This window comes from Pseudomonas siliginis (assembly GCF_019145195.1).
In the GTDB taxonomy this organism is placed as follows: Bacteria; Pseudomonadota; Gammaproteobacteria; order Pseudomonadales; family Pseudomonadaceae; genus Aquipseudomonas; species Aquipseudomonas siliginis.
Genome location: NZ_JAHSTW010000012.1, coordinates 159135 through 178640, shown reverse-complemented (window position 1 = coordinate 178640; position 19506 = coordinate 159135). Strand labels below are relative to the sequence as shown.

Genomic DNA, 19506 nt, shown 5'->3' with positions numbered 1-19506 from the left:
GGTCACCTGTAGATACTCTGTTCACGGTCAAGCTTTTTGGGTGTGTTTACCGCTAAAAAGCTTGGCTGTACTGAAGTCTTCGCCTGCCCGCATGCAGGCCCATAGTCCGGTCAGGTATTTGCGCATGATTGCGACAATAGCCTGCATCTTCCTCTTTCCTCGAGCCACCAAGGCTTCGTAAAACGCTTTCACGTTTGGGTCGCAACGTATGGCGGTCAGCGCAGGCATGTACATCGCTGAGCGCAAATAGGCATTGCCGCCCTTACTTATCCGGCCGGGTTTATCAATGCTGGTGCCTGATTGCGTGAGTCGGACATCGAGTCCGGCATGGCGGCTGACCTGCGCTGACTTGAGCGTTACCGGTAAGGTCGTCAGTTCAGCCAGCGCCGCAAATACTGAGATCTCACCCATGCCAGGGGCGGTGATCATGTGGGCGAACTGGGCGCTCAACGTTGGGCAGTTGTCGATCAATGCCCGACCCGCTAGTCGGAAACGCTCGATTCGTTTGTCAAAGGCGTTGATGGCTTCTTCTTCGTCCTCAATCAGCATCAGAAGAGTTGTTTGAGTGGCTTTTAGTGCATGCAGCTCGTTTTTGGCGCGGGTGCGATGACCCGTCAAACGATTGAGGTGGCGACCAATAGCGCGCAGCTCAAGTTGTATTGAAGTGGGCGGCGTCCACAACCTTGGGCTCATGCGTTCGCCGTACTCAGCTAATAACTGGGCATCGATTGCGTCCGTTTTGCTGTTTTTCAGCATCAGTTTTGCAAAGTTGTGAAAACTCTTCGGATTGATAACCGAGACTGGCAAACCTGCCGCAGCGAGCTCCATGGCCAAGTCCAGGTAGTAGATTCCTGTGGCTTCCATCACCACAGACATAGGCTTGAGCTCAAGCAATTTGCCGACAGCAGCTTTGCGCCCCGCCGGTGTCTGGTCGATATTGCACTGACCTGCAAAGCGGCCGCCATTGCGCCAGCCCATCGCTGTAGTGCGAGATCCCACATCCAAGCCGACGTGCATGTTCATGCTTTCAACTCCAAGAGAACTGAGTTAAAAATGCTTCCTGGTTCCCCTGACCTCGAACTTCATGCCACTGCAACCTTGTAATGCGAAGTCCGACTCGTCGGCTTCTCGATACTCTTCGTGGTGGGCAATGAGGCGGGGGGACCTCTCTACAGACAAGGTCAGGAGCAAGTCCTGCCTTAAGGAGCGATCGGTCTCCCCCAGAAACACATCTTCGTATGTCGCACCAGCGAGCTTAGATCTCATTCATGCTGGTGTGTGGGGAACATACAAGGAGCGAGCCCGCGAATGGACGCTGCGCGGTCGACTGCCTTATTCGGCAGGCAAAGACAGTCGCTGGCCAGCCATCAACAGCGCCAACCGACTCAGGCTCATCCACGGCGAACCCGCCGCCTGGCCCTTGATCTGCGCATCGATACGCTGCGCTTCGAGCAGCAATTGCGCCCAGCGTTGCGCCGAGTAGCGTTGCAAAGCCTTGCTCATCAGCGGCTTGCGCTTGTCCCAGACCGGCGGTTTCGACTGGCTGAAACACTTGTCCAGTGGCGTGCCCTGGCTGTATTGCAGGGAGATGTTGGCCAGCAGGCGCAACTCTCGCGCCAATGCCCAGAGGATCACCGGCGGCTCGACGCCTTCGCCGCGCAAACCCTCAAGCATGCGCAAGGCGTGGGCCGGTTCGCCGTTGAGTACCGCGTCGGTCAGGCCGAATACGTCGAACCGGGCACTGTCGGCCACAGCGGCCTGCACGGTTTCAACGGTGATCTGCCCACCTTCGGCCATCAACTTGAGCTTTTCGATTTCCTGGGCGGCGGCGAGCAGGTTGCCTTCGACACGCGCGGCAATCAATTCGACCGCGTCCTGACTGGCCGACAGACCGGCTTGGGACAGGCGCTGACGAATCCAGCTCGGCAGCTGATTGGCATCCACCGGCCAGATCTGCACGAACTGGGTTTGCTGGCCTTCGACCAGTGCCTTGCCCCACTTGGTTTTCTGCGCGCTGCCATCGAGCTTCGGCAAGCTGATCAGCAGGACCGTGTCTTCAGCGGGGCGTGAGCAATATTCGATCAGCGCGGCGGCGCCTTTGTCGCCAGGCTTACCGGACGGCAGGCGCAGTTCCAACAGGCGTTTTTCGGCGAACAGCGACATGCTTGCGCCGGCCTGCAGCAACGTACCCCAATCGAAATTGGCGTCGGCGGCGAAGACCTGACGTTCGTCGAAACCTTGCTGACGAGCAGCGGTGCGGATGGCGTCGGCGGCTTCCTGACACAGCAACGGATCATCGCCGCTGATGATGTAGACCGGCGCAAGTGCGCCTTGCAGGTGTTTGCCGAGTTGCGCGGGAGCGAGCTTCATAAAGAAGGGCGAGCGGGGCGCCTGAGCGCCCCGGCCGTCTTACTGCTGCGGGATTTCGAGCGGCGACTGACGCGGAGTTTCCGCCTCAGCCTTCTGCGCCGCTTCCAGCGCATCGGCTTCAGCCTTGGCGCGGTCGTTGGCGGTTTGCTGCAGTTGCTGCAACTGGCCCGGGGTCAGCTGCGACAGGCGCAGCATCATGCGCTGCACCAGCTCGCGACGGATTTCATGACGGGCGTCGTTGGCTTCCTGATCGGAGCCGACGAGGTTGTTGCCGTCGTGAATGAACACCTTCTGCACTTCGAGCTTGTCGCTAAGCAGGGACAGGTCTTTGTCGCCGCGGATGTCATAGCTCAGCACAGTGTTGACCTGATACTCGCCTGTGCGCCCGGCACCGGCATAGCTGAGGATGCGCTGGCTTTCCTGTTCGTCAGCCAGATACAGCTTGTACGGCGCGCCGCTGTAAACCTTGACGCCGCTGGACTCCAGCGTCTGACGCAGCTGTCTTACGGTTTCGCCATAAGCGTTACGCGCGCTCAGGTCGATTTCCTTGATCGACAGTTCGTTGGTGCCGGTACCACGCAACTGGAAACCGCAGGCGCTCAGCAGAACGGCGAGGCCCATCACCAGCAGATTGCGTTTGATCATTGTGTTGCTCCCCTTGAAACCAGGTGAGCCGACTCTGCGGCCCGAAAGGTTTTACTGGCTGCCAGGCGAGCCTGGCAGCCGATCCAATTTAGCTGGCGACGATGTTGACCAGTTTGCCCGGCACCACGATCACTTTGCGAATGGTCAGGCCATCGACGAAACGCAGCACGTTCTCGTTGATGCGCGCGGCGGCTTCGATCTCTTCGCGAGTGGCACTGGCCGGCATTTCGATTTGCCCGCGCAGCTTGCCGTTGACCTGAATGACCAGGGTCAGGTTGTCCTGCACCAAGGCACTTTCGTCCACGGCCGGCCAGCCTGCATCGATCACCGCATCGGCGTGACCCAACTGCTTCCACAGTTCATGGCTGATGTGCGGGGTGATCGGCGCCAGCAGCAGGGTCACCGCTTCCAGACCCTCGTGCAGCAGCGCGCGCTCCTGTTCGGTGCCTTGGGCGGCTTTTTCCAGCACATTCATCAGCGTCATCACCTGAGCGATGGCGGTGTTGAATTTGTGGTTCTGGCCGACGTCATGGCTGGCCTGCTTGATCGCCAGGTGGATCGCACGACGCACGGTTTTCTGCTCGTCGCTCAGAGCAGCGATATCCAGTTTGCCCGGCAGGCCTTGGGTAACGTGAGCTTGCGCCAGGCGCCAGACGCGCTTGAGGAAACGGTGCGAACCTTCAACGCCGGAATCGGACCATTCCGCGCTCATGTCAGGCGGCGAGGCGAACATCATGAACAGGCGGCAGGTGTCGGCACCAAACTGGTCGATCATCGACTGCGGGTCGACGCCGTTGTTCTTCGACTTGGCCATCTTCTCGGTGCCGCCGATTTCCACCGGCAGGCCGTCGGACTTCAGTTTGGCGCTGATCACCTTGGCTTTGCTGTCACGCTCAAGTTCCACGTCTGCCGGGTTGAACCAGGTGTAAGCGCCATTGGCTTCGCGACGATAGTAAGTCTCGGCGATCACCATGCCCTGGGTCAGCAGGTTCTTGAACGGCTCATTGGAGCTGACCAGACCTTCGTCACGCATCAGCTTGTGGAAGAAGCGCGCGTAAAGCAGGTGGAGAATGGCGTGTTCGATACCACCGATGTACTGATCCACCGGCAGCCAGTGATCGGCTGCGGATTTTTCTACCAGGCCACCTTCAAAATGCGGCGAGGCGTAACGGGCGTAGTACCACGACGACTCGACGAAGGTGTCCATCGTGTCGGTTTCACGCTTGGCCGGCGCGCCGCATTTCGGGCAGCTGCATTCGTAGAACTCGGGCATGCGCGCCAGCGGCGAACCGGCGCCGTCCGGCACCACGTCTTCCGGCAATACGACCGGCAGTTGATCTTCCGGCACCGGCACGTCGCCGCACGTGGCGCAGTGGATGATCGGGATCGGGCAGCCCCAGTAGCGCTGGCGGCTGATGCCCCAGTCGCGCAGGCGGAACTGGGTGCGCGAGGCGCCCAGTTGTTTCTTGATCAGGGCCACTTCCATGGCGTCGAACGCGCCGGCGAAGTCGAGGCCGTCGAACTCACCGGAGTTGATCAGCGTGCCGTGCTCGCCATAGGCGTCCTGCCACGGCGCCGCGTTGGTGTCACCGGAGCTGGTGCGCACCACCGATTTCACCGGCAGGTTGTATTTGTGAGCGAACTCGAAATCGCGCTCGTCGTGCGCCGGAACAGCCATGACCGCGCCGTCGCCGTAATGCATCAGCACGTAGTTGGCGACCCACACCGGGAGCTTTTCGCCGGTCAGCGGGTGCTCGACGAACAGGCCGGTCGGCAGGCCTTTCTTTTCCTGAGTGGCGACGTCTGCTTCGGCAACGCTGCCGCCCTTGCATTCAGCGATGAACGCTTGCAGCTCGGGATTGTTCTGCGCGGCCAGGGTGGCCAGCGGGTGCTCGGCAGCGACGGCGACATAGGTCGCGCCCATCAGGGTATCCGGACGGGTGGTGAAGACTTTCAGGGTGCCGGCTTCGCCGATCGAATCGACGTTGTACGGGAACTGCACTTCCATGCCACGGGACTTGCCGATCCAATTGCGCTGCATGGTCTTGACCTGTTCCGGCCAGCCAGTCAGTTCATCGAGGCTTTCCAGCAGCTCGTCGGCGTAAGCGGTGATCTTGAAGTAGTACATCGGGATTTCGCGCTTTTCGATCAGCGCCCCGGAGCGCCAGCCACGGCCGTCGATGACTTGCTCATTGGCCAGTACGGTCTGGTCGACCGGGTCCCAGTTCACGGTGCCGTTCTTGCGGTAGATCACGCCTTTTTCGAACAGGCGCGTGAACAGCCATTGTTCCCAGCGGTAGTAGTCCGGCTTGCAGGTGGTCACTTCACGGGACCAGTCCACCGCGAGGCCGAGGCTGCGCAGCTGCGACTTCATGTAGGCGATGTTCTCGTAGGTCCACTTGGCGGGCGCTACGTTGTTTTTCATTGCGGCGTTTTCCGCCGGCATGCCGAACGCATCCCAACCCATTGGCTGCAGAACATTCTTGCCCTGCATGCGCTGGTAGCGCGAGATCACATCGCCAATGGTGTAGTTGCGCACGTGGCCCATGTGCAGCTTGCCGCTGGGGTAAGGGAACATCGACAGGCAGTAGTAGGTTTCCTTGCCTGGCTGTTCACTGACTTCAAAGGACTTTTGCTCATCCCAGAACGACTGGGCGGCGGCTTCGATCTCACGTGGCTGATATTGTTCGTGCATGGCTACTTTTGTACTGGATAGGGGTGGCCTAATCCTCTTCGACGGCAGCATCCGGGATGGCCCGGGTGCGCTGGAAGTGGAATGACAGGAAGCGCCGTAGCATACATGACCGCGCTTGGCCGAGGGAAACCCTGATTACAGCTGTTTGCCAGAGCTTTTGGGCGACGAGGGCCGTTGGTCGCGGCGTGTAGCCGGTTCGTGCAGCGAAGCTAAGCTCTAATTGGGGAGTGAGTCTTATCTTCAATGAGGTGAGGGATGGTGGAGCAACGGAAAAAGAACGTAACGAAACCCGAGTTGTATGAAAGGTTGATCGATCGTCTGGGCATGGCGCTGGACGCCGTGAAAACCGCTGACCGGCTGCGCGACGAGCGCCCCCTGGAACTGGAATTGCGTGGCTTGAGTCCCGCCGAGTTCAAACTGGTCAAGGCCTATCTGGATCGCAGTGAACGTGAAACGCAGGGATGCCTGTCTCAAGCAGTGAAGCAGCTCGATGCAGCACATTCGGCCAAGGTCATCTGGCTCAAGGACAAGGCGCCGCGCAGAGACACCGGCAAGGTGCGTTCTGTGCAGGCCAAGTAAGCGCATGGCAGGTCATGAAATGGATCTTTTGCAACAGGATCCCGCCTATTGGTTGTAACGCGTAATCAACACTCTTAGGCTTCGGGCATCTTTGGAGATGCCCGATGCCCTTTCGCTATTTCATCAAACAACTTTTATTGCCGCCCGGCATTCTTTTGCTGCTGTTGCTGGCCGCCTGGTGGCTGCGCCGCTCACGGCCACGGCTGGCTGGCGTGTGTTTTGCCCTTGGCTTTGGTGGCCTGCTGCTGATGAGCCTGCCGGTGGTCGTGCAGTGGAGCGCCAAGGCGCTGGAACGTGAGCCGCCGCTGGCGCGGTCAGAGTGGACGAACCTGGCGCAACGCGCCGATGCGATTGTGGTGCTGGGCTCGGGACGCGAGCGCGGTGATCTGGCCTGGGGCGAAGACCAGCCGACCGGCATTGGACTGGAGCGGCAGCGTTACGCGGCGCGCCTGGCCAAGGCCTCGGGCCTGCCGATCCTGACCAGCGGCGGCCTGCACTACGGCACGCCGCCGACCGAAGCGAAATTGATGGCAGATTCGTTGCGTGATGATTTCGACGTAACGGTGCGATGGCAGGAAGGCGAGAGTCGCACCACATGGGAGAACGCGAAGATGACGGCAGATATCCTCTTGCCGCAAGGGATCAAGCGGGTCGTCGTGGTGACGCAGGCGTGGCACATGCCGCGTGCAGTGTGGAGCTTTGAGCAGGCGGGTTTCGAGGTGGTGCCGGCGCCGGTGGGTTTCCTCGGTACGGATAACGCTCGCCCGTTTGGCGGCTGGTTGCCGGAATTCAAGTCGATCTGGCAGAGCGGGCAGTTGCTCAATGAGGCGGTGGGGCAGGTGGGGTATTCGTTGTTTTACCGCTGAAAATCATTTTGGCGAGGGGATTTATCCCCGATGGGGCGTGTAGCGGCCCCCTCTCTTACCTTCAGAAGAGAGGACTGCTGCGCACTCCAGCGGGGATAAATCCCCTCGCCACATTTCTCAGAGGGTCTTCGACATCCGGCTCGCCATCAACGCCCAGCCAAACAGCAGCAGGCACAACACGATCAGCGGCCACGAGCGCCATTGCAGGTACGGCGTGAGGTCGTGCATCGGTACCACTTCGCCGTACAGCACGCCTTGTTCGAACTGCGGAATCTGTTCGGTAATCTGCCCAAACGGGTTGATCAGGCCGGTGACGCCGTTGTTGGTCGCGCGGATCATCCAGCGTCCGGCCTCCAGCGCGCGCATCTGCGCCATCTGCAAATGCTGCAGCGGCCCGATCGACGTGCCGAACCAGGTGTCGTTGCTGATCGTCAGCAGCAGATCACTGCGTGCCGACAGGCCGGCGGCGAATTCCGGATAGACCACTTCGTAGCAGATAAACGGTGCGATCTGGTAACCCTTGGCTTGCAAGAGCGCTTGATCGGACGGGCCGCGAGCGAAGTCCGACATCGGCAGGTCGAAGAACGCGATCAAACCGCGCAACACATCCTGCAACGGCACGTACTCGCCGAACGGCACCAGTTTCTGCTTCAGGTAAGTGCCGTCGCCTTCGCCGACCACGGTGATGCCGTTGAAGAAGCGCCGTTCGTGATGCACGGTCTGGCGGATCGGCACACCGGTGATCAACGCCGATTTACGCTCGGCGGCGAAGTTGCCCATCATCGTCAGGTAGCCCTCGGCGGACTCCTTCAACACCGGCACGGCGGTTTCCGGCCAGATCAGCAGATCGACCGGTTTCGAGCGGAAGCTCAGATCACGGTACAGCGCCAGTTGCGCGTTGAGTTCGGCCGGGTCCCATTTCATGCTTTGCGCGACATTGCCCTGAATCGCGGCGACCGTCAGCGGTGCGCCGGACGGGCTGGTCCACGCGTGGCCCTTGAGGGCAATGCCCGCTACCCAAGGCCCCGCCAGAAGTACCAGACCGGCCGCGATGAAAACCTTGCGACGAGCGTGCAACAAGCGCGGCGCGTTGTAGATCAGCGCTGCTGTAAGTGCCAGGACAAACGACACCAGCCACATGCCGCCCACTGGCGCGAGCCCGGCCAGCGGGCCGTCGAGCTGGCTGTAACCGGAATAAAGCCATGGGAAACCGGTGAGGAACCAACCACGAAACGCTTCTTGGCCGACCCACAACGCCGCAAACGCCAAGGCATCCGCCAGCGGTGCTTCGTTACGCCGCAACCAGCGTGCCCACAGCCACGCGGGCAGGGCGAAGAACCAGGCAATCGCCGCGGTGAACAGCAGCATCAGGAACCCGGCGAGCAACACCGAAGCGCCACCAAAGTGGTGGATGCTGTAATAGATCCAACTGGTGCCGGCACCGAACAGGCCGAAGCCGAAGCACCAGCCACGGCCGAGCGCCTGACGCGGGCTCAGCTCACGCAAACCGGCATAGAACAGACCAACCGCCAGCAATGCCAGCGGCCAGATGTCGAACGGGGCGAGAGCGAATGTGGTAATTGCACCGGCCGCCACGGCCAGCAGGTTACCGGGCCAGCCGGGGCGGGTTGTCCAGCGCATTTCAGTCCTTAGATTTCTTACCGGGCGATTGGGGTCAGTCGCAGCAAATGAATCCGACGGCTGTCGGCGTTCAGGATGCGGAAGCGATAGGCGCCGATTTCAGTGATTTCGTTGCGTTTTGGCAAGTGGCCGAACGCGCTCATCACCAGACCGCCAACGGTATCGAACTCGTCGTCGGAGAATTCGCTGTCGAAGAACTCGTTGAAGTTCTCGATCGGCGTCAACGCCTTGATCAGGAAGTCACCGCTGGGCAGCGGCTTGATGTAGCTGTCTTCTTCGACGTCGTGCTCGTCCTCGATGTCGCCGACGATCTGCTCGAGCACGTCTTCGATGGTCACCAGACCGGCCACACCGCCGTATTCGTCGATGACGATGGCCATGTGGTTGTGGTTGGCGCGGAACTCACGCAGCAACACGTTCAGACGCTTGGACTCCGGCACGAAGGTGGCCGGGCGCAGCAGGTCCTTGATGTTGAAGCTGTCGCCGTTCTCCTTGAGGATCAGCGGCAGCAGATCCTTGGCCAGCAGCACGCCCATCACGTCGTCATGGCTTTCGCCGATGACCGGATAGCGCGAGTGGGCCGAGTCGACCACGGCAGGGAGGAATTCGCGGGGTGTCTGGGTCGCCTTGATGCTGACCATCTGCGAGCGCGGCACCATGATGTCGCGCACTTGCAGGTCAGCCACCTGGATGGCGCCTTCGACGATGGCCAGCGCTTCGCTGTCCAGCAGTTTGTTCTGATGTGCATCACGCAGCAGCTCAAGGAGCTCCTGACGGTTCTTCGGCTCGTGGGCAAAAGCCTGGGTCAGTTTACCCAGCCATGACTTCTGCCCGTTGCTCGATCGATCTTCGCTCATAGCGATTACTCTGAATCCTTTGTTGTAACGATGGGGGAGTGTTCGGTTTCGTCGTCCGCGTACGGATCGGGATAGCCCAGTTCAGCAAGCAACTCGCGTTCCAGCGCTTCCATTTCTTCGGCTTCGTCGTCATCTATATGGTCGTAACCCAACAGATGCAAGCAGCCGTGAATGACCAGATGTGCCCAGTGGGCCTTTAGTTCCTTGCCCTGCTCGGCGGCTTCGCGTTCGACCACAGCCACGCAAATGACCAGATCGCCGAGCAGCGGGATATCGAGAAACTCGTCAGGCACTTCCGCCGGGAACGACAACACGTTGGTCGCGTAGTCCTTGTGGCGCCAGGTGTGATTGAGCTCGCGGCCTTCTTCCTCGTCGACCAGACGAATGGTCATTTCCGAATCAGCGCTGCGCTGGCGCAGGGCCAGTTCGCACCACAGGCGGAAGTCGGCTTCACTCGGCGCGCTGGCCTCGGTGGCGATTTGCAGATCCAGCTCAAGCATCGCGCGAGGCTTCCTTCGCGGCTTCGGCACGGGTTTCGAAGCGCTCGTAGGCCTCGACAATCCGCTGCACCAACGGGTGGCGCACGACGTCTTTGGGCTGGAAGTGGGTGAAGCTGATGCCCGGCACGTCTTTGAGCACTTCGATCACATGGTGCAGCCCGGATTTGGTGCCGCGCGGCAGGTCGACTTGGGTGATGTCGCCGGTGATCACGGCGGTGGAGCCGAAGCCGATGCGGGTGAGGAACATCTTCATCTGCTCGACGGTGGTGTTCTGGCTTTCGTCGAGAATGATGAAGCTGTTGTTCAGCGTACGACCGCGCATGTAGGCCAGCGGCGCGACTTCGATCGCCTGTTTCTCGATCAACTTGGCGACGTATTCGAAACCGAGCATTTCGTACAGCGCGTCGTAGAGCGGGCGCAGGTACGGGTCGATCTTCTGCGACAGGTCGCCGGGCAGGAAGCCGAGTTTTTCCCCCGCTTCGACCGCCGGACGCACCAGCAGGATGCGGCGGATCTGCTCGCGCTCCAGCGCATCTACCGCGCAGGCCACGGCCAGATAGGTCTTGCCGGTACCGGCCGGGCCGATGCCGAAGTTGATGTCGTTGCCGAGGATTTCCTTCACGTAGCGTTGCTGATTCAAGCCGCGCGGGCGAATCATGCCTTTCTTGGTGCGCAGGGCGACGGTCGCTTCCGCAGGGGCCGGGTTGTCGATGTCTGCTGATTCCTGAATGAACAGGTGCACCAGGTCTGGCGACAGCTCTGTACCCTTGGTTTCCCGGTACAGGCGGCGCAGCAGGTTTTCCGCGGACGTGGTGAGTTTTGGATCGCCAATCAGCTCGAACTGGTTTCCGCGATTGCGGATCTCGATGGCCAGGCGCTGTTCGATCAAGCGCAAATGCTCGTCGAATTGCCCGCACAGATTGGCGAAGCGGCGAGCCTCAAAAGGCTCGAGGAGAAAACGATGTGGTTCGATGGGTGCGTTCAAGGTCGTATTTAGCCGCCCTGGGGCAATTAGGATGAAATCAAGGATAACGCCAGTGGCGTGGGTGCGAAAGCTCTTAAATGAGCCCGCCCGATTCATGCCTCTGACGCTGTACCTGTGGGAGCGAGCCTGCTCGCGAAGGCGGCGACACATTCAACATTGATGTGTCTGACAGGCCGCCTTCGCGAGCAGGCTCGCTCCCACAGGAGAAATGCAGTGTTATTGAACCAGCGAACCACGCAGCGAGTGCGGTTGCGCGGCGTCGATGTGCACGTCGGCGAACTGACCGATCAGCGTGGGATTGTCGCAGCGGAAGTTGACGATACGGTTATTCTCGGTACGGCCCTGCAGCTCGCCCGGGTCTTTCTTCGAATAATCGGTCACCAGAATGCGCTGGATCGAGCCGACCATTTGTCGGCTGATCTCGAAGCCCTGCTGATTCAAACGATGTTGCAGCGCGTTCAGACGTTCTTTCTTCAATTCTTCCGGGGTGTCGTCGGCCAGATCGGCAGCGGGCGTGCCCGGGCGCTGGCTGTAAACGAACGAGTAGGAGAAATCGAAGCCGACATCGGCAATCAGCTTCATGGTCTGTTCGAAGTCCTTCTCGGTTTCGCCGGGGAAACCGACGATAAAGTCCGAGCTGATGCAGATTCCTGGCACCGCAGCGCGCAGTTTGCGCAGTTTGGATTTGTACTCCAGCGCCGTGTGGTTGCGCTTCATCGCCGCTAGAATCCGGTCCGAGCCCGACTGCACCGGCAAGTGCAGGTGCTTGACCAGTTCCGGCACTTCGGCGTGGGCCTGGATCAGGCTGTCGGAGAACTCCAGCGGGTGCGAGGTGGTGTAGCGGATGCGGTCGATGCCATCGACGGCGGCGACCACGCGGATCAGTTCGGCCAGATCGGCCAGACGACCGTCGTGGGTCTGGCCGCGATAGCCGTTGACGTTCTGCCCGAGCAAGGTCACTTCACGCACGCCGTGTTCGGCCAGGTGAATGATTTCCGCGATCACGTCGTCGAACGGTCGGCTGACCTCTTCGCCACGGGTGTACGGCACCACGCAGAACGTGCAGTACTTGCTGCAACCTTCCATCACTGACACATAAGCGCTCGGGCCGTCGATACGCGGCTCGGGCAGGTGGTCGAATTTTTCGATTTCCGGGAACGACACGTCGACCTGCGGCAGCTTGCTGCTGCGCGCAGCGTCGATCATTTCCGGCAGACGGTGCAGGGTCTGCGGGCCGAACACCACGTCAACGTAGGGGGCGCGATCGCGGATCGCCGCGCCTTCCTGACTGGCCACGCAACCGCCGACGGCGATGACCATGTCCGGGTTGGCCAGCTTCAATTCGCGCCAGCGGCCGAGCTGCGAATACACCCGGTCTTGCGCGCGTTCGCGGATCGAGCAGGTGTTGAGCAGAATCACGTCGGCGTCTTCCGCGCGAGCGGTGACTTCCAGGGCCTGATGTTCGCCCAGCAGATCGACCATGCGCGAGCTGTCGTACTCGTTCATCTGGCAACCGTGGGTTTCGATGTAAAGCTTCTTGGCCATGGATTCGGGTCGTCACGTGATTCAAAGAACCGCGCATTATAGGGAACAAGCCGTCAGGTTCCTACCGCTGTGCGTCCGGTGGCTATGCTATAGTTCGCGCCCTCATTTTTACCCCGATGTTATCCGCCCGCCATGACCAAACGCGAAGCTCCAATCTACAAGGTGATTTTCCTCAACCAGGGCCAGGTGTTCGAAATGTACGCCAAGCAGATCTATCAAAGTGATCTGTGGGGTTTCCTGGAAGTTGAAGAATTCGTCTTTGGCGAGCGCACGCAAATGGTCGTCGATCCGAGCGAAGAAAAGCTCAAGGCGCAATTCGAAGGCGTGGTGCGCAGTTTTGTGCCGATGCATTCGATCGTGCGCATCGATGAAGTCGAACGTCTGGGTACACCGAAAATCAGCGAAGCCCGTGGCGCGGTCGGCAATGTCATGCCGTTTCCGATGCCGATGCCTGAGAAGTAACAGCGGATTCTGGATTGGAATGAGTTTGTGGTGAGGGGATTTATCCCCGCTGGGCTGCGAAGCGGCCCTAGACACTACAATCCGGTTCTGTCTGACACATCTCGCTGAATGGATTTGCGTCTGCTTCGCAGCCCAACGGGGATAAATCCCCTCGCCACAGGTCATCTCCACAGCGCTTATGGAAGTGGTGAGAATGGCGTACGCCCATCGGCGTTCTGCAGTTCCATCAGGTATTTGCGGAAAATCTGCCCGAGCACCTGAGTGGCGGTTTCGAGATCTTCGCGGGACATCTTTTCCGAGACTTCGTCGGCCGTGTCCAGCGCCTCTTCGGCACCGTTGACCGCTGCCATCTTCAGCACGATGTAGGCCTGGATATTGTTGGCCTGCACACCTTCACCGTGAAAGAACATGCTGCCGAGCTTGTATTGCGCCTGGGCGTGGCCTTGCAGCGAGGCCTTTTCGAAATAGCTCAGGGCTTGATTGAGGTCGCGCGGCGCGTTCTTGCCGTCGTAGTAGAACTCACCCAACTCGTATTGCGCTTGCGCGTCCCCTTCGTCCGCCGCTTTCTGGCAGGCGGCCAATGCCTGCGTGACGTCTTGCGGCTGAGTATTGAGGGTGCAACGACCCATCGCCGGGATCAACAACGAGTTGCCGCCTGCTTGTGCATGCGCGAGCAGGGGCTGAAGGAGCAACAGGCAGCCCAATGCAAGGGTGCGGCCGGTGCGGTTCATGGGAATCGACTTACCTCTGAAGGGCACGCGGACCCGTCGAGGGATCCAATAAGCGCGCATTATGAAATAAGCAGGGCCAACCTTACAAAGTCTTTACTCGTTTTTCTGCTGCGTGGGGAATATATCGCCCGATTCGGGCAGGATTTTCGCAGGCACGTCGGAAAAACCGAGCGGATGTAGGCGAAAGCTGACGCTGGCCATAGCCAACGTCAGCGGTACGGCGATTATTTCAATGCGGCAAAGGCGCGCTCGGCGGCGTCCAGTGTCAGTTGCAACTCGGCTTCGCCATGGGCGATCGAGGTGAAACCGGCTTCGAAAGCGCTCGGCGCCAGGTACACGCCACCTTCCAGCATCAAGTGGAAGAAGCGACCGAACATTGCTGCGTCGCTGGCCATCACGTCGTCGAAGGTGACAATGTCGTCGGCGCCGCTGAAGTACAGACCGAACATGCCGCCGGCCTGAGTGGTCACGAACGAGATGCCGGCGGCATCGGCGCGCTGTTGCAGACCATCGAGCATGCGCGCGGTGTAGTCGGTCAGTTCGGCGTGGAAGCCCGGGCGGCTGATCAGACGCAAGGTCGTCAGGCCGGCAGCCATCGCCAGCGGATTACCCGACAACGTACCTGCCTGATACACCGGACCGAGCGGGGCGATGCGCTGCATGATCTCGCGCTTGCCACCGAAGCAGCCCACCGGCATGCCGCCGCCGATGATCTTGCCGAACGTGGTCAGGTCCGGCGTCACGCCGTAGTGCGCTTGGGCACCGCCGAGGGCGACGCGGAAACCGGTCATCACTTCGTCGAAAATCAACACCACGCCGTGCTTGTCACACAGCGAACGCAGGCCTTCGAGGAAGCCCGGCGCTGGCGGCACGCAGTTCATGTTGCCGGCCACCGGTTCGACGATGATGCACGCCACCTCTTCGCCCACTTCGGCGAGCATCGCTTCAACCGCGTCGATGTCGTTGAACGGCAGGGTCAGGGTGTGTTTGGCGAACGCTGCCGGCACGCCGGCCGAGCTTGGTACGCCCTGGGTCAGAGCGCCGGAACCGGCCTTGACCAGCAGGCTGTCGGAGTGGCCGTGGTAGCAGCCTTCGAATTTGATGATGCTGTCGCGACCGGTGTAACCACGGGCCAGACGGATCGCGCTCATGGTGGCTTCGGTGCCGGAGCTGACCATGCGCACCATGTCTATCGACGGCACCAGCGAGCAGACCAGATCGGCCATCTCGGTTTCCATCGACGTCGGTGCGCCGTAGGACAGGCCGTGTTGCAGTTGATTGCGCACCGCGTCGAGCACGTCCGGATGGCTGTGGCCAAGGATCATCGGACCCCACGAACCCACGTAATCGACATAACGCTTGTCATCTTCGTCGGTGACGTAAGCGCCTTCGGCGTGTTTGAAGAACAGCGGGGTGCCGCCGACGCTCTTGAACGCGCGCACCGGCGAGTTGACGCCGCCGGGGATGTGTTTCTGAGCATTGGCAAACAGGGTTTCGGAACGAGACATGATCGGGCTCTCAAATCAGATTTTCAGAAGTTCGTTGAAGGCGCGGGCGCGGCGGGTCACTTCGGCGCTGCTCTCGGCGCCGAACAAACCGTGGATCACGGCGAGCAGATCGACACCGTGCTCGACCAGTGGCGCGGCGTTATCGAGGGTGATGCCGCCGATCGCGCAGATCGGCAAGTGCAGCGTGCGTTTGGCTTCGTCGAGCAAGTCGAGGCTGCAACTCGGCGCACCGGGTTTGGTGGTGGAATTGAAGAAGCGGCCGAAGGCGACATAGCTCGCACCTTCTTTGGCGGCTTGTTCGGCCAGAGCTATTTGCCCGTGACAAGTGGAACCGATGATCGCTTTCGAACCGAGCAGGGCGCGGGTCGGCGACAGCGGGCCGTCGGTCTGGCCCAAGTGCACGCCGACGTTGAGGCGCGCGGCCAGTTCGGCGTCATCGTTGATGATCAGCTGCGTCTTGTAGCGCTCGCACAGGTTGCGCAACGCCTCGGCCTCGCGCAGACGGCGGGCCTCGTCGCTGCTCTTGTCGCGGTATTGCAGCAGGGTGACGCCGCCGTCGAGCGCCGCCTCCACGTAAGACAGAAACTTGCCGGCCAGCAACTGGCTGTCGGTAATGGCATACAGGCCACGTAGTTTCATCGGGCAGACCTCACGACGTTACGAGCAGAAATCCAGCGGCAGGCGACGCGGCACGAACTGGCCTTTGCCCAGTTGTTCGGCATCGCGCAAAGTGCGCCAGGTGTAATCCAGCGCACTGCGCACGGCACTGGCCAGGTGTTCGCCCTGAGCCAGGCGACCGGCGAGGGCGCTGGCCAGCGTACAACCGGAGCCGTGATAGCTGCCCGGCAGGCGCTGGCAGATGAAGGTTTCGCGCAGGCCGTCGCGGCTGTAAACGCGGTTGTGGATTTCAGTTTCGTCGCCATGGCCGCCGGTGATCAGCAGGTTTTTGACGAATGGCAGGAGTTTTTCTGCGCACTCGTCGGCCGTGCCTTCGGGCAGTTCGGCGAGGATGCGCGCTTCAGGAAGATTGGGCGTGGCAATGATCGACAGCGGCAGCAGACGCTCGCGCATCGCGTAGCCGACCTCGTCCTTGCCGAGGCGTCCGCCGCCGCCGGCACGCAGCACCGGGTCGCAGACCACTGGCAGGTGCGGGTGCGCCGAGAGCAGTTCGACGACCGTGTCGACCATCTCCAGCGACCCGAGCATGCCCAGTTTCACTGCGGCGACTTCGGAGTCGTTGAGCACGGCGTTGGCCTGGGCCAATACCCACTCACGGTCGAGGACGCGGAAGTCAGTGACGTTGACGGTGTCTTGCACGGTCAGGGCGGTGACGGCTGGAGCCGCATGGCAACCCTGCGCGAGCAAGGCTTCGATATCTGCCTGCAAGCCGGCGCCACCACTGGGGTCGTGGCCGGAGAGACAGAGGACAACGGGGCGGGAGCTGTAGATATTCATGGTGCGCGAGCTTACCACCAAAGCTGATTTTGGGGTGTGGGTGGCAGAGCAAGATAAATGCAGGAGCTGCCGGAGGTTGCGATCTTTGACGTTCCTGACCATTCCAACAGCTCTATCTCAGTGCTTTGCCCTGGAACGCCCGTTCTAGAGCCGTTGTAGGAAAAATTTCCATGGTGCTCAATGGCCATCAACGGCTATGCTAGGCTGGATCCAAACAATCACAGGTAATACCGGTTTTACGTCTACTCAAAGGGAATGGGGGGCTTCCTGACACAACCGGACGAGCCACGCTGGGGCTTCAATGCGCTATTTGCTGATGTTGCTGTTCTGCTTGCCCCTTATGGCGAGCGCCGTCGAATTCGACGAATTCACCCAGAGCCTGCCACTGGGCCGATCGCTGCAAGTGTTCGAAGACCCGAGCGGTCAGGCGACGATTGCCGACGTCCGCGCGCAAGATGCCGCCGGCCAGTTCAAAGCCCACGACAAAGCCACGCTCAACGCCGGTTACTCGCGCTCGGCGTTCTGGCTGAAGATCGACCTGCATTACCGCCCGAGCAACCCGGCCGCCCAGCGCACCTGGCTGCTGGAACTGGCGTATCCGCCGCTTGATCACCTCGACCTGTACTTGCCTGACACCAGCGGCGAATACCGACTGGTGCGCCAGACCGGCGATGCCTTGCCTTTCGCGAGTCGCGAGATCCGCCAGAACAACTACCTGTTCGACCTTCCCTTCAAACCGGATCAACAGCAGACGCTGTACCTGCGCCTGGCCAGCGAAGGCTCGATCCAGGCGCCGGTGACGTTGTGGTCGAGCAGCGCATACCTCGAAGACCAGCCGGTGCGCCTGTACGTACTCGGCATCATTTATGGCGTGCTGCTGGGGATGCTGGTCTACAACCTGTTCATCTACCTGAGCGTGCGCGACACCAGTTACCTCTATTACATCTTCTATATTGGCTCGTTCGGCCTCTATCAATTGTCGGTGAATGGTGCGGCGGTCGAGTATTTCTGGCCGGACAACCCATGGTGGGCCAACGCCGCGACACCGTTCTTCATCGGTTGCGCCGGACTGTTCGGCAGCCAGTTCGCCCGCAGTTTCCTGCAGGCCAAGACCCACAGCCCCTGGCTGGATCGCTTGCTTATCGGCCTGATTGCCTTCAGTGCGCTGGTGATCGGCCTGTCGCTGATGACCAGTTACGCCCTGGCCCTGCGCCTGGCGACCACACTGGCGCTGACCTTCACCGTGGTGATCTTCGCCGCCGGGATTCTTGCCTGGTGGCGCGGCTTGCGCGTGGCGCGTTACTTCATCATCGCCTGGTCGGCGTTTCTGCTCGGCGGCATCGTCAATACGCTGATGGTGCTGGGCCTGCTGCCCAACGTGTTCCTGACCATGTACGCCAGCCAGATCGGCTCGGCCATCGAGGTTGCGCTGCTGTCGCTGGCGCTGGCCGACCGCATCAACGCGATGCGCGAGCAACAGGCGCAGACCTTGTTCGACGCCGGGCAGAAACTCGAAGTGCTCAACCAGCAACTGGCCCACAGCAACAAGCTCAAGGATGAATTCCTCGCGACGTTGACCCACGAACTGCGCACGCCGATGAACGGCGTGATCGGTTCGCTGGAGCTGATGCAGACCGTCGACCTCGATCCCGAGCTTGAGCAATATCAACAAACCGCCGCCGGTTCTGCTCGCGACATGATGCGCATGGTCAATGGCATCCTCACGCTCACTGAATTGCAGGCCGGCAAACTCAAGGCGACGCCGGGCAGTTTCAGCCTGCGCGCAGTGGTTGAGGCGTTGCGCGTGCAGTTCGAAGGTAATGCAGCGAGCAAGTCGCTGGACTTCAAGGTCGAGGTGCTGCCGACCCTGCCGGATCGCTTGCTCGGCGACAGCGCGAAACTGGCGCAGTGCCTGGAATGCCTGCTGGACAATGCGATCAAGTTCACCCGCGTCGGCGGGCTGGCACTGCGCGTTACCGGGCGGCCGTCGGCGGATGAGCGCATGGCGCTATCGTTCGCGGTTATCGACACCGGTATCGGTTTCACCGATCTGGGCGAGGCGACCCTGTATCAGCGTTTCTTCCAGCTCGACGGTTCGATGACTCGCGAATACGGCGGCCTCGGTGTTGGTCTGGCGATCTGTCGGCAACTGATCGAATTGCTCGGCGGCAAACTCACCCATCGCTCCGAGCCGGGTCGCGGCAGCCGCTTCCAGCTAGATGTCGAATTCGAACTGCCGGTGATCGAAGCGCCTGCGGATCAGCCGCCCCGCGATTGCATTCGTGCGCCGCAGGACTGCACGGTGCTGCTGGTGGACGACAACAGCGTCAACCAACTGGTGATGCGTGGCATGTTGCTTAAGCTGGGTTTCCGCGTGCGCAGCGCGGATAACGGCGCCGCCGCGCTGGACTGCCTGCAACGGGAAAGCTTCGATGCAGTGCTGATCGATTGCCAGTTGCCTAACCACGAAGGTGCATCGCTGTGCTGCCAGATCCATGCATTGCCAGGCTGCGCGCATTTGCCAGTGTTCATGCTGGCGCTGGGTGCGGATCGCGAACAATGCGCCCCGGGCGCGCCTATCGACTATCTGCACAAACCAGTGAAATTCGAGGATCTGCAGGCTGCCTTGCAGCGCCGCGTGCTCAGTTGCTGATGGGGTAAAAGCGC

At 60.8% G+C, this 19506-nt stretch carries 17 protein-coding genes; 4 read left to right on the top strand and 13 right to left on the bottom strand.

Annotated features, from left to right (window positions below; all coding sequences use genetic code 11):
• Positions 1-27: 27 nt before the first annotated feature.
• From KVG87_RS23440 to leuS, 4 genes are all read right to left on the bottom strand, one after another.
• Positions 28-1023 carry an IS110 family RNA-guided transposase gene (locus tag KVG87_RS23440; RefSeq protein WP_217849813.1) on the bottom strand — a complete coding sequence of 332 codons (996 nt, stop codon included), beginning with the start codon at positions 1021-1023 and terminating at the stop codon, positions 28-30.
• A gap of 309 nt (positions 1024-1332) precedes the next feature.
• A complete protein-coding gene (gene holA / locus KVG87_RS23435; protein ID WP_041477726.1) occupies positions 1333-2370 on the bottom strand; it encodes a DNA polymerase III subunit delta in 1038 nt (345 codons plus the stop codon).
• 39 nt (positions 2371-2409) lie between these two features.
• Complete coding sequence (locus tag KVG87_RS23430; protein WP_073475660.1) at positions 2410-3015, bottom strand: LPS-assembly lipoprotein LptE; 606 nt, start codon at positions 3013-3015, stop codon at positions 2410-2412.
• Positions 3016-3103: 88 nt separating this feature from the next.
• Positions 3104-5710, bottom strand: coding sequence for a leucine--tRNA ligase (leuS, locus tag KVG87_RS23425; protein ID WP_217852810.1), 2607 nt, complete (start codon positions 5708-5710; stop codon positions 3104-3106).
• 255 nt (positions 5711-5965) lie between these two features.
• Between leuS and KVG87_RS23420 the strand changes: the two genes are divergently transcribed.
• A complete protein-coding gene (locus tag KVG87_RS23420) occupies positions 5966-6289 on the top strand; it encodes a hypothetical protein (protein ID WP_024014441.1) in 324 nt (107 codons plus the stop codon).
• Positions 6290-6393: 104 nt separating this feature from the next.
• Complete coding sequence (locus KVG87_RS23415) at positions 6394-7155, top strand: YdcF family protein (protein WP_217852807.1); 762 nt, start codon at positions 6394-6396, stop codon at positions 7153-7155.
• Positions 7156-7272: 117 nt separating this feature from the next.
• Here KVG87_RS23415 and lnt read toward each other — a convergent pair whose 3' ends face one another.
• The 5 genes from lnt to miaB all read right to left on the bottom strand — a co-directional run bounded on the left by lnt (position 7273) and on the right by miaB (position 12683).
• On the bottom strand, positions 7273-8796 hold the full coding sequence (gene lnt, locus KVG87_RS23410) for an apolipoprotein N-acyltransferase (protein WP_217852805.1): 1524 nt from the start codon (positions 8794-8796) through the stop codon (positions 7273-7275).
• Positions 8797-8813: 17 nt separating this feature from the next.
• Positions 8814-9653 (bottom strand): CorC family transporter, encoded by an 840-nt coding sequence (locus tag KVG87_RS23405; RefSeq protein ID WP_016773041.1) that lies wholly within the window; start codon positions 9651-9653, stop codon positions 8814-8816.
• Between the two features lie 5 nt (positions 9654-9658).
• Complete coding sequence (ybeY, locus tag KVG87_RS23400; RefSeq protein ID WP_217852803.1) at positions 9659-10153, bottom strand: rRNA maturation RNase YbeY; 495 nt, start codon at positions 10151-10153, stop codon at positions 9659-9661.
• Complete coding sequence (locus KVG87_RS23395) at positions 10146-11138, bottom strand: PhoH family protein (protein ID WP_217852801.1); 993 nt, start codon at positions 11136-11138, stop codon at positions 10146-10148. The genes ybeY and KVG87_RS23395 overlap by 8 nt, the downstream gene beginning before the upstream one ends.
• 216 nt (positions 11139-11354) lie before the next feature.
• On the bottom strand, positions 11355-12683 hold the full coding sequence (gene miaB / locus KVG87_RS23390; protein ID WP_041477732.1) for a tRNA (N6-isopentenyl adenosine(37)-C2)-methylthiotransferase MiaB: 1329 nt from the start codon (positions 12681-12683) through the stop codon (positions 11355-11357).
• Between the two features lie 132 nt (positions 12684-12815).
• Between miaB and KVG87_RS23385 the strand changes: the two genes are divergently transcribed.
• A complete protein-coding gene (locus tag KVG87_RS23385) occupies positions 12816-13145 on the top strand; it encodes a DUF1820 family protein (protein ID WP_016773045.1) in 330 nt (109 codons plus the stop codon).
• A 176-nt stretch (positions 13146-13321) separates the two neighbouring features.
• Here KVG87_RS23385 and KVG87_RS23380 read toward each other — a convergent pair whose 3' ends face one another.
• From KVG87_RS23380 to KVG87_RS23365, 4 genes are all read right to left on the bottom strand, one after another.
• Complete coding sequence (locus KVG87_RS23380; protein WP_041477733.1) at positions 13322-13876, bottom strand: tetratricopeptide repeat protein; 555 nt, start codon at positions 13874-13876, stop codon at positions 13322-13324.
• A 224-nt stretch (positions 13877-14100) separates the two neighbouring features.
• Positions 14101-15384 carry a glutamate-1-semialdehyde 2,1-aminomutase gene (gene hemL, locus KVG87_RS23375; protein WP_217852799.1) on the bottom strand — a complete coding sequence of 428 codons (1284 nt, stop codon included), beginning with the start codon at positions 15382-15384 and terminating at the stop codon, positions 14101-14103.
• Between the two features lie 15 nt (positions 15385-15399).
• Entirely contained in the window at positions 15400-16023 is a 624-nt protein-coding gene (gene thiE, locus KVG87_RS23370) for a thiamine phosphate synthase (protein WP_076564266.1), read from the bottom strand.
• Positions 16024-16041: 18 nt separating this feature from the next.
• Positions 16042-16839 (bottom strand): hydroxymethylpyrimidine/phosphomethylpyrimidine kinase, encoded by a 798-nt coding sequence (locus KVG87_RS23365; protein WP_007909650.1) that lies wholly within the window; start codon positions 16837-16839, stop codon positions 16042-16044.
• Between the two features lie 301 nt (positions 16840-17140).
• Between KVG87_RS23365 and KVG87_RS23360 the strand changes: the two genes are divergently transcribed.
• Complete coding sequence (locus tag KVG87_RS23360; protein WP_217852796.1) at positions 17141-19492, top strand: hybrid sensor histidine kinase/response regulator; 2352 nt, start codon at positions 17141-17143, stop codon at positions 19490-19492.
• Positions 19493-19506 lie beyond the last annotated feature (14 nt).

What these genes read in the sequence shown, in the direction of transcription:
- thiE (WP_076564266.1), bottom strand. Translation starts at nt 16,023, where the DNA reads ATGAAACTACGTGGCCTGTATGCCATTACCGACAGCCAGTTGCTGGCC.
- KVG87_RS23365 (WP_007909650.1), bottom strand. Translation starts at nt 16,839, where the DNA reads ATGAATATCTACAGCTCCCGCCCCGTTGTCCTCTGTCTCTCCGGCCAC.
- leuS (WP_217852810.1), bottom strand. Translation starts at nt 5,710, where the DNA reads ATGCACGAACAATATCAGCCACGTGAGATCGAAGCCGCCGCCCAGTCG.
- holA (WP_041477726.1), bottom strand. Translation starts at nt 2,370, where the DNA reads ATGAAGCTCGCTCCCGCGCAACTCGGCAAACACCTGCAAGGCGCACTT.
- KVG87_RS23415 (WP_217852807.1), top strand. Translation starts at nt 6,394, where the DNA reads ATGCCCTTTCGCTATTTCATCAAACAACTTTTATTGCCGCCCGGCATT.
- KVG87_RS23385 (WP_016773045.1), top strand. Translation starts at nt 12,816, where the DNA reads ATGACCAAACGCGAAGCTCCAATCTACAAGGTGATTTTCCTCAACCAG.
- miaB (WP_041477732.1), bottom strand. Translation starts at nt 12,683, where the DNA reads ATGGCCAAGAAGCTTTACATCGAAACCCACGGTTGCCAGATGAACGAG.
- KVG87_RS23440 (WP_217849813.1), bottom strand. Translation starts at nt 1,023, where the DNA reads ATGAACATGCACGTCGGCTTGGATGTGGGATCTCGCACTACAGCGATG.
- KVG87_RS23430 (WP_073475660.1), bottom strand. Translation starts at nt 3,015, where the DNA reads ATGATCAAACGCAATCTGCTGGTGATGGGCCTCGCCGTTCTGCTGAGC.
- KVG87_RS23360 (WP_217852796.1), top strand. Translation starts at nt 17,141, where the DNA reads ATGCGCTATTTGCTGATGTTGCTGTTCTGCTTGCCCCTTATGGCGAGC.
- KVG87_RS23420 (WP_024014441.1), top strand. Translation starts at nt 5,966, where the DNA reads ATGGTGGAGCAACGGAAAAAGAACGTAACGAAACCCGAGTTGTATGAA.
- ybeY (WP_217852803.1), bottom strand. Translation starts at nt 10,153, where the DNA reads ATGCTTGAGCTGGATCTGCAAATCGCCACCGAGGCCAGCGCGCCGAGT.
- lnt (WP_217852805.1), bottom strand. Translation starts at nt 8,796, where the DNA reads ATGCGCTGGACAACCCGCCCCGGCTGGCCCGGTAACCTGCTGGCCGTG.
- hemL (WP_217852799.1), bottom strand. Translation starts at nt 15,384, where the DNA reads ATGTCTCGTTCCGAAACCCTGTTTGCCAATGCTCAGAAACACATCCCC.
- KVG87_RS23405 (WP_016773041.1), bottom strand. Translation starts at nt 9,653, where the DNA reads ATGAGCGAAGATCGATCGAGCAACGGGCAGAAGTCATGGCTGGGTAAA.
- KVG87_RS23380 (WP_041477733.1), bottom strand. Translation starts at nt 13,876, where the DNA reads ATGAACCGCACCGGCCGCACCCTTGCATTGGGCTGCCTGTTGCTCCTT.